The organism is Jannaschia sp. R86511 (assembly GCF_042466345.1).
Lineage (GTDB): Bacteria > Actinomycetota > Actinomycetes > Actinomycetales > JBBAYJ01 > Aquipuribacter.
On the sequence record NZ_JAXHCD010000001.1, the window covers coordinates 1,630,064 to 1,643,570 of the forward strand.

Consider the following 13,507-nt stretch of genomic DNA (forward strand, 5'->3'; position numbering starts at 1 on the left):
GCGGGGGTGGCGGGCGGGTGGCCCCCAGTCTGGGGGTGCGGCCGATGCGCCGTCAGGGCGGTGTCGCCAGAAATCCCGCCAACCGGGCCCGGGAGCGACCACCATGGGTCGGTGGCTCAGCTTCTCGCGGGGGCGTTGGTGGTGGCCGGGGTCTTCCTGGCCGGCCTGGCGCTGTCCGTCGCGCGGTCCCGCCAGGCCCGGGCCGGCCGGCCGCTCGCGCTGCTGCTGCTCGCGGCGGCCTGGTGGGGCCTGGCCGGGGCCATCGAGCTGTCGGTGGTCGACCCGGTGGAGCGGGTGCTGTGGGGCGACCTCAAGTACGTCGGCATCGTGCTGGTGCCCCCGGCCTGGTTGGTCTTCGTCCTGCTGTTCACCGGCCGGCGCGCCCTGGTCACGCCCCGCACCCTGCTGCTGCTGGCCGTGGAGCCGGCCCTGGTGCTGCTGGCGCTCGCCTGGCCCCCTACGCACAACCTGTTCCGGTACCTGCCCCCCTCGCAGCTGGACGAGGCGCTGCCGGTGGTCTCCGTCGGCCCGCTGTTCTGGGTGCACGCCGTCTACGCCTACCTCGTGGTGCTGGTGGCGACCGTGACCTTCCTGCGCGGCCTGGTGCGGGCCAGCCGCGCCTACCGGGGCCTGTCGGTCGTCCTGGCCCTGGCCGCCGTCCTGCCGTGGACGGCGAACCTGCTGTTCAACCTCGGGGTGGGGCCGTTCGCGCTGGTCGACCTGACGCCGTTCCTGTTCGTGCTGACCGGGGCCGTGCTGGTGCAGGGCCTGCTGCACGGTCGGTTGATGACGTTGGCCCGGGTGGCGCGGGACGTCGTGCTGGACGGCCTGGCGGACGGGATCCTCGTCGTGGACGCCCTGGGTCGCGTCGTCGAGGCCAACCCGGCCGCCCGGCGGCAGCTGGGCCTGGCCCGCACGCCCGTCGGGGTGGGCGTGGCGGACCTGCTGCCGGGCCTGCCCGCCGAGGAGGTGCAGCTGCCCGCGGCCGACGGCGGCACCCGGACGCTGGAGGTGCGGGACCAGCCGCTGCTGGACCGCTCGGGCGTCGGGGCCGGGCAGGTGCTCGTCCTGCGCGACATCACCGAGCGCCGGGCGGCGGAGGAGCAGGTGGCCGGCCTGCTGCGGGAGCGCACCCGGGTGGCCTCGGCGCTGCAGAGCGCGCTGCGCCCGGCGCCGCTGCCCGTGGTGCCGGGCATGCTGGCCACGGCCCTGTACCGCCCGGCCGGCGGCGGGGTGGGCGGTGACTTCTACGAGGTGTTCCCGCTCGGCGACGGGCGCTGGTGCGCCGTCCTCGGCGACGTCGCCGGCAAGGGTGCGGAGGCCGCGGCGGTCACGGCCCGCGTCCGCTTCACGGTGCGGGCACTGGCCCCGGGGGCCGCCGGCCCGCACGGCCTGCTGCGGGCGCTCAACACCGCCCTGGCCGGGGCCGGCGGACCGGGGGAGCGGGACGAGGACGACGAGTGGTTCTGCACCCTGGCCCTGGTCGTGCTGCACCCGCGACCGGGCGGCGTGCGGGCCGAGGTCGCGCTCGCCGGGCACCCGCAGCCGCTGCTGCGCCGGGCCGACGGTCGTGTCGAGCCGGTGGGGGAGCCGGGGACGGCGCTGGGCGTGGTCACTGAGCCCGAGGTGGTGCCCACCACGGTCGAGCTGTTCCCCGGTGACGCCCTGTGCCTGTTCACCGACGGTCTCGTCGAGGCCCGGGACGCCGCCGGGGAGGAGCTCGGCGTGGAGCGGGTGGCCGACGTGCTGGCCGCGGCCGACGTCGTCGCCCCCGGCGGCGCGCAGGGGGTGCTGGCCCTGCTCGAGGGCTCGGTCCGGGCCTGGCACGGCGGGGCGCCGGGCGACGACCTGGCCGTGCTGCTGCTGCGGGCCTCGGCGGTCCGGGACTGACAGACCCGGGGGCGGGTCCGTCGGGGCGGGGCCGTCGGGGCGGCGTCGGGTTCGTCGGTCGCGGGAACAAACCCGGGCCGCGGCCGGTTGCCGCGCTGCGTGACCGCCACCCCCACCACGCCCACGGCCGAGGCCGCCGACCAGCCGGGCCCGAGCCCGGACCGCGCGGTCCCGCCCATGGCCCGCACCGCCCTGGTGCTCGGAGCCTTCGTGGCGGTCGGTCCGCTGACGATCGACATGTACCTGCCGGCGCTGCCCACCATCGCCGACGAGCTGCAGACCACCGAGGCCGCGGTCCAGCTCACGCTGACCGGGACGCTGGTCGGGCTCGCCCTGGGCCAGCTGGTCATCGGGCCGCTGTCGGACGCGCTCGGCCGGCGCGGCCCCCTGCTGGCCGGCACCGCGCTGCACGTGCTGGCGTCCCTGCTGATCATCGTCGCCCCGACCATCGAGGTGCTGGGCGCGCTGCGCGTCCTGCAGGGCGTGGGGACCGCGGCGGGTGCCGTCGTGGCGCTGGCCGTGGTGCGCGACCTGTACGACGGCCGGGCGGCGGCCACCATGCTGTCGCGGCTGTTCCTGGTCATGGGCGCCGCGCCCGTGCTCGCGCCCACGATCGGCGGCGAGGTGCTGCGGTTCACGTCCTGGCGGGGGGTGTTCGCGCTGCTGGCGGTCTACGGCGTGCTGCTCATCGGGCTGGGCTACCTGGCGCTGCGGGAGACCCTGCCGGCGCAGGCCCGCCGCCCGCTGCGCCTCGGCGCCACCATGAGCACCTACCGCGGCCTGCTGCGCGACCGGGCCTACGTCGGCCTGGTGCTGGTCGCGGGCCTGACCATGGCCGGGCTGTTCAGCTACGTCGCCGGGTCCTCCTTCGTCTACCAGGGCCAGTTCGGCCTGGACGAGCAGCAGTTCGGGCTGCTGTTCGGCGCCGGGGCGTTTCTGGCTGATCGCGGCCACCCAGCTCAACCCGCTGTTCCTGCGCCGGTTCTCCCCGGCGCAGGTGCTGCTGGCCGGCACCATCACCGGCACGGTGTCCGGGGCCGGGCTGCTGGTGCTCGCGCTGAGCGGCGCCGGCGGGTTGCTGGGGGTCGTCGTGCCGCTGTGGGCGGTGCTGTTCGCCACGGGGCTGGCCCTGCCCAACGCCCCGGCCCTGGCCCTGTCGCGCCACGGCGAGGCGGCGGGCGCGGCGGCCGCGCTGCTGGGCGCGGTGCAGTTCGGCATCGGTGCCGTGGTGTCCCCGCTCGTCGGCGTGCTGGGCAACGACGCCGTGGCGATGGGCGTGTCGATCCTGGGCGCGCTGGTGCTGGCCACCGTGGTCCTCGTCGTGGTCGTGCGGCCCTGGCAGCTGCCCGACCCCGAGGGCGCGGCGGCGATGGCCGCCGCCCACTGACCCCCGGGTTCCGCGTCAGCCGTTGTCCGGGTGATTCGCCCTGTCTAGGGTGATCTGAACCACCCGTCCAGCGCCGGAGGCCGTCGTGAGCCGAACCCCTCGTCCGCTCCTCACCCTCCTGCTGGCCGCCGTGCCGCTGGCCGTGGTCACCGTCGGGGTGGCGCCGGCCGCCTCCGGCGCCCCGCGGGAGCGGGCCAAGGTGCCGGTGGCCGAGGGCACCGGCGGAGCCGTGGCGACCGTGGACGCCGACGCCACCCGGGTGGGGATCGGCGTGCTGCGGGCGGGCGGCAACGCCGTCGACGCCGCCGTGGCCTCGGCGGCCGCGCTCGGGGTGACCGAGCCGTACTCCGCCGGGGTGGGCGGCGGCGGCTTCCTCGTCTACTACGAGGCGGCCACGGGCCAGGTCCACACCATCGACGGCCGCGAGACCGCGCCGCAGGCCATGCGGGCGGACTCCTTCGTCGAGGGCGGTGCGGCGATCCCGTTCGGCGAGGCGGTGTCGTCCGGGCTGTCCGTCGGGGTCCCGGGGACCCCCGAGACCTGGGACGTCGCGCTCGAGCGGTGGGGCACCCTCGACCTCGCCCAGGCCCTGCGGCCGGCGTCCCGGCTGGCCCGCAGCGGGTTCCGGGTCGACCAGACGTTCCGGGACCAGACGGCCGCCAACGCCGCGCGCTTCGACGACTTCACCTCCACCGCCGAGCTGTTCCTGCCCGGTGGTCGGCCGCACCCGGTCGGGTCCTGGTTCCGCAACCGCGACCTGGCCGACACCTACGACCTGATGGGCCGCGAGGGCGTGGCGGTGCTGTACTCCGGCGAGGTCGGGGACGACGTGGTCGCCACGGTGCAGGACCCCCCGGTGGCCGACGACGTGACGCGGACCGTGCGGCCCGGGCTGATGACCACCGCGGACCTGGCCGCCTACACCGCGCCCCTGCGGCAGCCGACCGCCGTGGGCTACCGCGGTCTGGACGTCTACGGCATGGCCCCGCCGTCCTCGGGCGGGTCCACCGTCGGCGAGGCGCTCAACATCCTCGAGGCGCTGCCGGCGACCACGTCGCGGGCCCAGGTGGAGCACCACTACCTGGAGGCTTCGGCCCTGGCCTTCGCCGACCGCAACCGCTACGTCGGGGACGCCGACGCGGTCGACGTCCCGCTGGCCGAGCTGCTGTCGGACGGTTTCGCGGCGGAGCGCGCCTGCCTGGTGCGGCCCGACCAGGCCCTGGCCAAGCCGTTGGCGCCGGGGGTGCCGGACGGGTCCTACGGCGGCTGCGACGACACCGGGGCGGTGGGCCTGGCGCAGGCCCCGGGGCAGTCGACGACGCACCTGACCACGGCCGACGCCGACGGCAACGTCGTGGCCTACACCCTGACCATCGAGCAGACCGGCGGGGCGGGGATCGTGGTGCCCGGGCGGGGGTTCCTGCTCAACAACGAGCTGACGGACTTCAACTTCACCGACACGCAGGGCGGCGCCGACCCCAACCTGCCGGGTCCGGGCAAGCGGCCCCGCAGCTCCATGGCGCCCACGATCGTGCTGGCCGACGGCGAGCCGCTGCTGGCCCTCGGCTCGCCCGGCGGGGCGACCATCATCACCACGGTGCTGCAGACCCTCGTCAACCGGGTCGACCTGGGCATGAGCCTGCCGGAGGCCCTCGCCGCGCCGCGCGCCTCGCAGCGCAACAGCGCCGCGGTGCAGGCCGAGCCGGGCTTCGACCGGACCGGTCTGCAGGAGCGGGGCCACGCCTTCACCACCACGGCCGAGATCGGCGCCGCCACGGGTGTCGAGCTGCTGCCCGACGGCCGTCTCCAGGCCGTGGCCGAGCCGACGCGGCGGGGCGGGGGCAGCGCCATGGTGGTCACCGCCTCGCCCTGACCCGGCCCGTCGGCCCCGGCCCGTTCCCAGGTACGTGCGGGACGCTGGTCGGCATGAGTGCTGACGCGGCCGAGGCCGAGCGGGTCCTGCGACCCGGCTCCGCGCCCACGCTGGACGAGCTGGTGCAGCTGCGGGCCGAGTTCGCCCGGTTCATGCTGCAGTACCAGTTCGGCATCCGGGAGATGACGACCAAGATCGAGATCCTCCGCGAGGAGTTCCTGCACCTGCACGAGCACAACCCGATCGAGCACGTCAGCGCCCGGCTCAAGACGCCCGAGTCCATCATCGACAAGGTGTCCCGCAAGGGCTGCGACCCGTCCTTCGAGGCCATCCGCACCACCATCACCGACATCGCCGGCCTGCGCGTGACGTGCGCGTTCGTCTCCGACGTCTACCGCATCGCCGACATGCTGTCCCAGCAGGACGACCTGACGGTCCTGGCGGTCAAGGACTACGTGGCCCGGCCCAAGCCCAACGGCTACCGCAGCCTGCACCTGCTGGTGCAGGTCCCCGTGTTCCTGTCCGACGCCACCGTCCCGGTGACGGTGGAGCTGCAGCTGCGGACCATCGCGATGGACTTCTGGGCCAGCCTCGAGCACAAGATCCACTACAAGTACGACCACGAGGTCCCGGACGACGTGGTCACCGGTCTGGCCCGCTCGGCCGCGACCGCCGCCGAGCTGGACACCCTGATGGAGGACCTGCACCGGCGGGTCCACGGCGACCGCGCCCCGGGGCCCCGCCGGGGGGACCCGATCGTGCCCTCCGACGACGCCCTGGAGCACCTGCGGCGCATCCGCGACGGTGAGCGCGGGTCACGCTGAGGCGTGGTCGGACCCCTCCGGCGGTGTCGGGGTCCCCTGGGCGGCCCGGACGTCGTATGGTTGCGGTGGCCGGGCAGTGCGTCCCGGCCGCAGGACGGCGGGCTCGCCCCGCGAGACACCACCCGACCGCACCGCGCAGGCCGCACGCCCGCCCGGCGCCGGTCGTGACGGTCGGCCGGGTCCGGCCGACGACCTGCGTCCGCCGGTCGGGGTGCGGCCGTCGTGCGTGCACCGTGGCCCGTCGGGTCGGGCGCGTCCCGGGGAGACCCGGAGGAGGAGGAGTCAGTGGCTCGACGAAGCCAGCGAGGTCCCGGTGGCGGTACCGCCACCCGCGACGGCCGGCGCGCCCGGACCGACGAGCAGGGGCTCGTCCCGGCCCTGGCCCGCGCCGTCCGTGACGTCGAGGGCAAGGTCCGCCGGGGCCCGCTCGGCTCGTCCGGCCGGACGACGTTCCAGGTGGTCGCCCTGCTGGTGCGCGAGGAGCGGGCCCGGGCCAAGGCCGACGAGTCGCTGAACGAGTCGCGGCGCAACGAGCAGCTCAAGCGGCTGGACGGGGTGGCCACGGCCCTGGCGCGCACGGCCGCCCGGGACACCACCCTGCTGCAGCTGCTGGCCGACGACGCCGAGGTCCCGTTCGAGGCCCGGGAGCTCAAGCGCGAGATGCTGCTGGCCGCCGGCCACGAACCGCCGCCGGAGGAGGTCACCCGGACCGTCGTGCAGCCGGACCCGGGGGCCGAGCGGCGGGTCGTGCCGCGCTCGGTCGTCTCGCGGCAGCTGTCGAACCCGTTCCTGGTGCCGGACTTCTCCACCCCGGTCACCCGCGAGCCCCGGCCCAGCCACCTCAGCGACTGGGAGCTGCTGGGACCCCTGTTCCGGGCCTTCGAGGAGGGCGGGGCGTCCTCCTGCATGGAGCTGCCCGAGCCGTCGTCGCTGCAGGGCCCGGGCGGGCACGTGCTGATGAAGCACCAGGCCGAGGTGGTGGCCGCGGCCGCCGCGGGCCACCGCACGTTCCTGCTGGCCGACGAGCCCGGTCTGGGCAAGACGGCCCAGGCCCTGCTCGCGGCGCAGGCGGCCAAGGCCTACCCGCTGCTGGTGGTCGTGCCCAACGTCGTCAAGACCAACTGGGCCCGTGAGGCCGAGATGTGGACCCCCGGGCACCCGGTGACCGTGGTGCACGGCGACGGCGACACCGTCGACGGCTTCGCGGACGTCGTGGTGGTCAACTACGAGATCCTCGACCGCCACGTGGGCTGGCTCGGCGACCTCGGCTTCCGCGGCATGGTGGTCGACGAGGCGCACTTCATTAAGAACAAGTCGTCGCAGCGCTCCCGCCACGTGCTGCAGGTGGCCGACCGGATCCGCGCCCGCACCGTCAACCCGCTGATGATGGCGCTCACGGGCACGCCGCTCATCAACGACGTCGAGGACTTCCGGGCCATCTGGCAGCTGCTGGGCTGGATCGACGACAAGAAGCCGCGTGCGGACCTGATGCACTCCCTCGTGGCGACCGGTCTCACGCCGGTCGACCCGGGCTTCCGTCCCGCCGCGCGGGCCAGCGTCATCGACCTGGGCATCGTCCGGCGCCGCAAGGTCGACGTGGCCGCGGACATCCCGGCCCGCCGCGTGGCCGACCTGCCCGTGGAGCTGGACGGCGAGGCCGGCCGGTCGATCCGGGCCGCCGAGCGCGAGCTCGCCCGCCGGATGGTGCAGCGCTACGAGACCGCCCTGGTCACGCGCACCTCGGGCCCGCTGTCGGGGGCCGGGGCCGACGTCTCCGACGTGTCCGGCGGCATCGACCACGACCTGGTGCGCCTGGTGGCCCGCTGGGAGCGGGACGAGGCGGCCAAGGCCGAGTCGGGCGAGAACGTGTTCAGCATGATGCGCCGCATCGGCCAGGCCAAGGCCGGGCTGGCGGCCGACTACACGGCGCAGCTGGCGCACAGCGTGGGCAAGGTCGTGCTGTTCGCCAAGCACGTGGACGTCATGGACGTCGCGGAGCAGACCTTCGCGCAGCGCGGCATCCGGTTCGCCTCCATCCGCGGCGACCAGACCCGTACCGTGCGCCAGCGCAACGTCGACGCGTTCGTGCAGGACCCCGAGGTGGCCGTGGCCGTCTGCTCGCTGACCGCGGCCGGGGTGGGGCTCAACCTGCAGGTCGCCTCCGACGTGGTGCTGGCCGAGCTGTCGTGGACCGACGCCGAGCAGACCCAGGCGATCGACCGGGTGCACCGGATCGGTCAGGACCGGCCGGTGACGGCCTGGCGGGTGATCGCCGCGCAGACCGTCGACGCCCGGATCGCGACGCTCATCGACGCCAAGGCGGGGCTGGCCGCCCGGGCCCTGGACGGCTCGGACGCCGAGGTGGCCTCCTCCGCCGACGTCCAGCTCGAGGCGCTGGTGCTCCTGCTCACGGACGCGCTCCGGGCGCGCTGAGCGGTGCCGGACGGGGTGGGGCGTCCGAGCGGGGCGGTGCGACCGCACGGGGCGGCAGGATCCGGGCCCTGGCGGACCGCGGCGCGGCTCGCCCTCGGTCTGGCCCTGGCCCTGGCCGGGGTGGCGCACCTGAGCGTCGCCCGGCAGGAGTTCCGGGCCCAGGTGCCGCCGTGGTTCCCCGTCGACGCCGACGTCGTGGTGCTGGCCTCCGGGGTGGTCGAGATCGGTCTGGGGGCCGCCCTGCTGGCGGCTCCCCGCCGACGCCGCGCCCTGGTGGGCTGGCTGGTCGCGGGGTTCTTCGTCGCGGTGTTCCCCGGCAACGTGTCGCAGCTGCTCACCCGGACCGACGCGTTCGGCCTGGACAGCGACCTCGCCCGCCTGCTGCGGCTGCCCTTCCAGCCGCTGCTGGTGGTGTGGGCGCTCTGGTCGACCGGGGCGTGGCGGGCCTGGCGGGACCGGCGGAGACGGTCCGAACCCTGACATCCGGGACATATCGCAGCCCGCCCGACAAGTTCGTCGATGTGAGCGCACCTTTTGCTTGACCCCTGTTAAAAGGGGTCCTAGGTTCAGCGTCATGGTCAGAGTTGTCCGTGGTGAGTCGCGCTGTCGGCGCACCATGACGCAGCTGCTGCCCGCCGCACCCCCCAGGTCGGGCACGACGGGAGGCGCACGGCACCGTTGCCGTCCCCGCCCGTCCGGTCCCCGCCTGCACCGCCCGGCACCGCCGGTCCCACCGGGTCCGTACCGGTCCGTCGGCGGTCCCTCCTGCAGGCGCCCGCCCCGCAGCCCCTGAGCCCAGGAGGGCGACGCACCACACGTCACACCGCACCACCCGTGACATCGCACCCCCCACGAAGAACCCCGCCACCGAGGGGTCCTGCCGTTGCAGCGGCAGGTCGGCGACGGGGCCCCCAGGTACCACGCCCTGACGAGAGGTAGTACCACCCATGAACGTTAGACGCAGGAAGCTCGCCCTGCTCGGACTCGCGGCGGCGCTCGTCGTCGCCGGTCCGTTGCCGGGCGCAGCCGCGCAGGACGACCAGGTCAGCGCCGAGGACGCGCTGAACTGGGACAACTACGAGAAGATCACCATCACGAAGGAGGTCGGCGAGCCGATCGACATGGCCGTGATGCCCGACCTGACGGTCCTGCACACGGCCCGCAACGGGGCGATCCGGCACACGGACCCCTCGACGGGCATCACCAAGGTCGTCAACACGGTCGACGTGTACGCCAACTCCGAGGACGGCATGCAGACCGTCACGCTGGACCCGGACTTCGAGACCAACCAGTGGGTCTACCTCTACTACGCGCCCCGGGTCATGGAGGCGCCGTACCCCGAGACCACACCGACCGGCTCGGCGCCGAACACGCTGCCCGCGGGCGAGGACATCTCCTACTGGGACCGCTGGAAGGGCTACAACCAGCTCACCCGCGTCAAGTGGGACGCCGAGGCGGGCAACCTGGACATGTCGACCGAGCAGGTCATCATCAAGGTCGAGGTCCAGCGCGGGCAGTGCTGCCACGTCGCCGGTGACGTCGCCTTCGACGCCGACGGCCTGGTCTACCTGTCGACCGGTGACAACACCCCGGCGAGCACCCCCGGGTCGAACGGCTTCGCGCCGAACAACAACGCCCCCGGGTTCAACCCCGGGTTCGACGCCCGTCGCGGCGCCGGCAGCACGAACGACCTGCGTGGCGCCATCCTGCGGATCGACGTGCAGGAGGACGGGTCGTACACGATCCCGGAGGGCAACCTCTTCGAGCCCGGGACCGCGGGCACCCGTCCCGAGCTGTTCGTCATGGGCCTGCGCAACCCGTTCCGCATGGACATCGACCAGCAGACCGGCGCCGTCGTCTGGGGCGACTACGGCCCCGACTCCGGCACCGCCAACCCGCAGCGCGGCCCGAAGGGCTACGTGGAGTGGCAGAGCACGACCGGCCCGCTGAACGGCGGCTGGCCCTACTGCCACGGCCCGAACGCCAACTACAACGAGTGGGACTTCGCCACGGCCACCCCGGGTGCGTTCTTCACCTGCGAGACCGGTGCCGAGAACAACTCGACCTGGAACACCGGCCTGGACGTGCTGCCCCCGGCCACGGCCCCCCAGCTCTGGTACGGCGACACCACCGATGAGCAGCCCTGGCCCGAGCTGACCGACTTCAGCCCGGCCGGCGGCCAGGGCCCGATGGGTGGCCCGGTGTACCGCTACGACGAGGCCAGCACCGCCGACGGTAAGTTCCCGGAGTACTGGGACGGCAAGGCGTTCCTGTACGAGTTCAGCCAGGACTACATCGCCGCGCTGACCATCCCGGACTTCGACGGCCCGGTCACGGAGATCACGCACTTCCTGCCCAACGCCGACCTGCGCAACAACGTGCAGGCCATCACCGACAGCCCGATCGACATCGAGTTCGGCCCCGACGGGTCGATGTACATCCTCGACTACGGCAACGGCTTCTTCCGGCAGAACCCCGAGGCCGGCCTCTACCGGGTCGACTGGGCGCCGGGCAACAAGTCCCCGAACGCCGTCATCGAGGCTGACCCGATCAGCTCCTCCGAGGCGCCGCTGACCGTCACGTTCGACGGCTCCGGCTCCACGGACCCCGAGGGTGCGGCGCTCACCTACGAGTGGGACTTCGACGCCGACGGCGTCTACGACGCCACGGGCGTGACCGCCACCCACACCTTCGCCGAGCTGGGCCAGTACCCGGTCGGCCTGCGGGTCACCGACCCCGAGGGCAAGATCGGCATCACGTCCTTCGCCATCACGGTCGGCAACGTCGCGCCGACCCTGTCGGTGGACTACCCGGCCGACGGCTCGTTCTTCGAGTGGGGTGACCGGATCCCCTACAAGTTCTCGGTCTCCGACCCGGAGGACGGCACGACCCCCGTCTGCACGCGGCTGCGCTGGACCCTGGGTCTCGGCCACGCCGACCACGCGCACCCGGAGGTCCTGGGCAGCGGCTGCCAGGGCGCCTGGAACACCTCGCCCGACGCGCCGGAGCACGGCGTGACGGAGAAGCTGTTCTCGGTCGTCGTCGCCAACTACACCGACGCCGGCAACGGCGACATCCCGCCCGCGCGGGGTGAGACCTCGCTCATCCTCAAGCCGTTCACGCAGGAGGCCGAGCACGCCGACGTCCAGTCCGGCATCGAGGTCGTGGCCGACGAGACCGCCGGTGCGCTGTCGAAGGTCACCTCGTTCGACGCGGGCGACCACCTCGCCTACGAGCCGGTGAACTTCGTCAACATCGACGCCGTCGAGGTCCGGGCCAGCGGCGAGGGCGAGCTCGCCTTCCGCTGGGACGCCCTGGACGCCACGCCGTTCGCCACCTTCGACGTGGACTCCGCGTCGTGGGAGACGGTCGGTGGCGACGTCACCGCCTTCCCCGAGGGCACCGGCACGGTCTACGTGACCACCACCGGTGGCGTCGAGGTCGACACCTTCGAGTTCATCGGCGACGGCGCGGCCGACGTCACGGCTCCCACGGTCAGCCTGACCACCACGCCCGAGGCGCCCCAGGGGGCCAACGGCTGGTTCACCACCAAGCCGGTCGCGGTGCGTCTCGCCGCCACCGACGACGGCGCGCTCGCCCGGGTCGAGTACTCGCTCAACGGCGGGACGACCTGGACCAACGTGCGGTCCAACAACGGCAACATCAACCCGTTCAACCTAAACGCCGAGGGCGTCACGACGGTCCTGTACCGGGCCATCGACAGCGCCGGCAACATCTCGGAGGTCGGGACCACGACGATCTCGATCGACACGGTCGACCCGGCCCTCACCGTCACCGGGGTGACCGCGGGCGAGACCTACGGCAGCTCGGACAGCCTCACGCTGGGCGTCGAGGCCAGCGACGCCGCCTCCGGCATCGCCTCGGTCGTGACCATGGTCGACGGCGACGTCGTCGACGGTGACACCATCGACCTGTGGGACCTGTCCCTGGGTCGTCACCAGGTCGTCGTCACCGCCACGGACAACGCCGGCCGCAGCGAGACCTTCGCCGCGACCATCCTGGTCGAGACGTCGTACGCCGACGTGTCGGCCAACCTGGCGCGGCTCGCCGCGTCCGGTGACGTGTCCAAGCGCGACCTCGCCCAGCTGAGGGCCTTCCTCGGCCAGGCCGAGCGTCACGAGGCCGCCGGCCGCGACACCCGTGCGGTGGAGCAGCTGAACCGCTTCCTCGACCGGACGGACGACGAGCTGCTCGTCCGCGACGTGGAGGAGCTGGTCCGCGACCTGGAGTGCGACTCGCGCTGCCTGTCGCCCGACCAGATCTCGATCCAGATGTTCAGCTACGCCGGCTGGGTCAACCAGGTCGGCATCACGACCGTCCTGGGCGAGCTGGAGGACATCGGGTTCCAGAACGTGGAGCCGTTCGGTGGCACCTACGGCGGTCGTGACGCGCAGACCTGGTCCGCGCTGCTCGACTCCTACGGCCTGGCCCAGCCCAGCTCGCACGGCAACGTCTCGCCGACCGGGTTCGCCGCGAACCTGGCCTTCGGCAAGGCGGTCGGGCAGCAGTTCGTGGGCTCGGGCGGGTTCCCGCCGCCCAGCATCGCCAGCAACGGCACCAGCACCTACGCCGACGTCGTCGCGACGGCGCAGGCGATGAACACCCTCGGTGAGCAGTCCGTGGCCAACGGCACCGGCAAGATCTTCGGCCACAACCACCAGTGGGAGTTCACCACCCGGGTCACCAACCCGGACACGGGCGAGACCACCTCGGCGTGGGAGGCCCTCGTGCCCCTCACGGACCCCGAGTTCGTCACGTTCCAGCTGGACATCCTCTGGGCCGAGGACGCCGGCGTCGACACCGTGGGTCTGCTCGAGACCTACGGCGACCGGATCTCCCTGCTCCACGTGAAGGACGGCCTGCTCAACGGGGCCGCCCGCGCCATCCCGACCGACGTGGGGGAGGGCGAGATCGACTGGGCGCCCATCTTCGACGCCGCCGAGGGTCACGTGGCGTACTACGTCATCGAGCGGGACGGGGCGCCTGCGAGCCCCGAGTTCGCCCGTGACAGCTTCGAGTTCCTCACCACCTTCTCGTACTGAGAGGTCGCACGGGCCCGCTGAGCGGGCGTGACCGGGT

General features: G+C 73.7%; 7 protein-coding genes and 1 pseudogene. All 8 read left to right on the plus strand.

Going from position 1 to position 13,507, the window contains the following annotated elements; all coding sequences use genetic code 11:
• Positions 1–111: 111 nt before the first annotated feature.
• The 8 genes and pseudogenes from SJY06_RS07835 to SJY06_RS07870 all read left to right on the plus strand — a co-directional run bounded on the left by SJY06_RS07835 (position 112) and on the right by SJY06_RS07870 (position 13,470).
• Positions 112–1,890, plus strand: a complete 1,779-nt coding sequence (locus tag SJY06_RS07835) for a histidine kinase N-terminal 7TM domain-containing protein (RefSeq protein WP_380166316.1) — start codon at positions 112–114, stop codon at positions 1,888–1,890.
• A gap of 177 nt (positions 1,891–2,067) precedes the next feature.
• Positions 2,068–2,820: pseudogene (locus SJY06_RS07840) on the plus strand (Bcr/CflA family efflux MFS transporter); the annotation flags it as partial.
• 67 nt (positions 2,821–2,887) lie between these two features.
• Positions 2,888–3,277, plus strand: a complete 390-nt coding sequence (locus SJY06_RS07845) for a hypothetical protein (protein ID WP_380169748.1) — start codon at positions 2,888–2,890, stop codon at positions 3,275–3,277.
• 85 nt (positions 3,278–3,362) lie between these two features.
• Complete coding sequence (gene ggt / locus SJY06_RS07850) at positions 3,363–5,150, plus strand: gamma-glutamyltransferase (protein ID WP_380166318.1); 1,788 nt, start codon at positions 3,363–3,365, stop codon at positions 5,148–5,150.
• Positions 5,151–5,203: 53 nt separating this feature from the next.
• Positions 5,204–5,974, plus strand: coding sequence for a GTP pyrophosphokinase family protein (locus SJY06_RS07855; RefSeq protein WP_380166320.1), 771 nt, complete (start codon positions 5,204–5,206; stop codon positions 5,972–5,974).
• Positions 5,975–6,259: 285 nt separating this feature from the next.
• A complete protein-coding gene (locus tag SJY06_RS07860; RefSeq protein ID WP_380166322.1) occupies positions 6,260–8,407 on the plus strand; it encodes a DEAD/DEAH box helicase in 2,148 nt (715 codons plus the stop codon).
• Positions 8,408–8,443: 36 nt separating this feature from the next.
• Positions 8,444–8,887, plus strand: a complete 444-nt coding sequence (locus SJY06_RS07865) for a hypothetical protein (protein WP_380166324.1) — start codon at positions 8,444–8,446, stop codon at positions 8,885–8,887.
• 467 nt (positions 8,888–9,354) lie between these two features.
• The gene (locus SJY06_RS07870) at positions 9,355–13,470 is read left to right on the plus strand and encodes a PQQ-dependent sugar dehydrogenase (protein ID WP_380166326.1); all 4,116 of its coding nucleotides are present in this window, start codon (positions 9,355–9,357) and stop codon (positions 13,468–13,470) included.
• Positions 13,471–13,507 lie beyond the last annotated feature (37 nt).

Excerpts from the sequence above, each read along its gene's own strand:
- SJY06_RS07870 (WP_380166326.1), top strand. The coding sequence starts at position 9,355 with ATGAACGTTAGACGCAGGAAGCTCGCCCTGCTCGGACTCGCGGCGGCG.
- SJY06_RS07855 (WP_380166320.1), top strand. The coding sequence starts at position 5,204 with ATGAGTGCTGACGCGGCCGAGGCCGAGCGGGTCCTGCGACCCGGCTCC.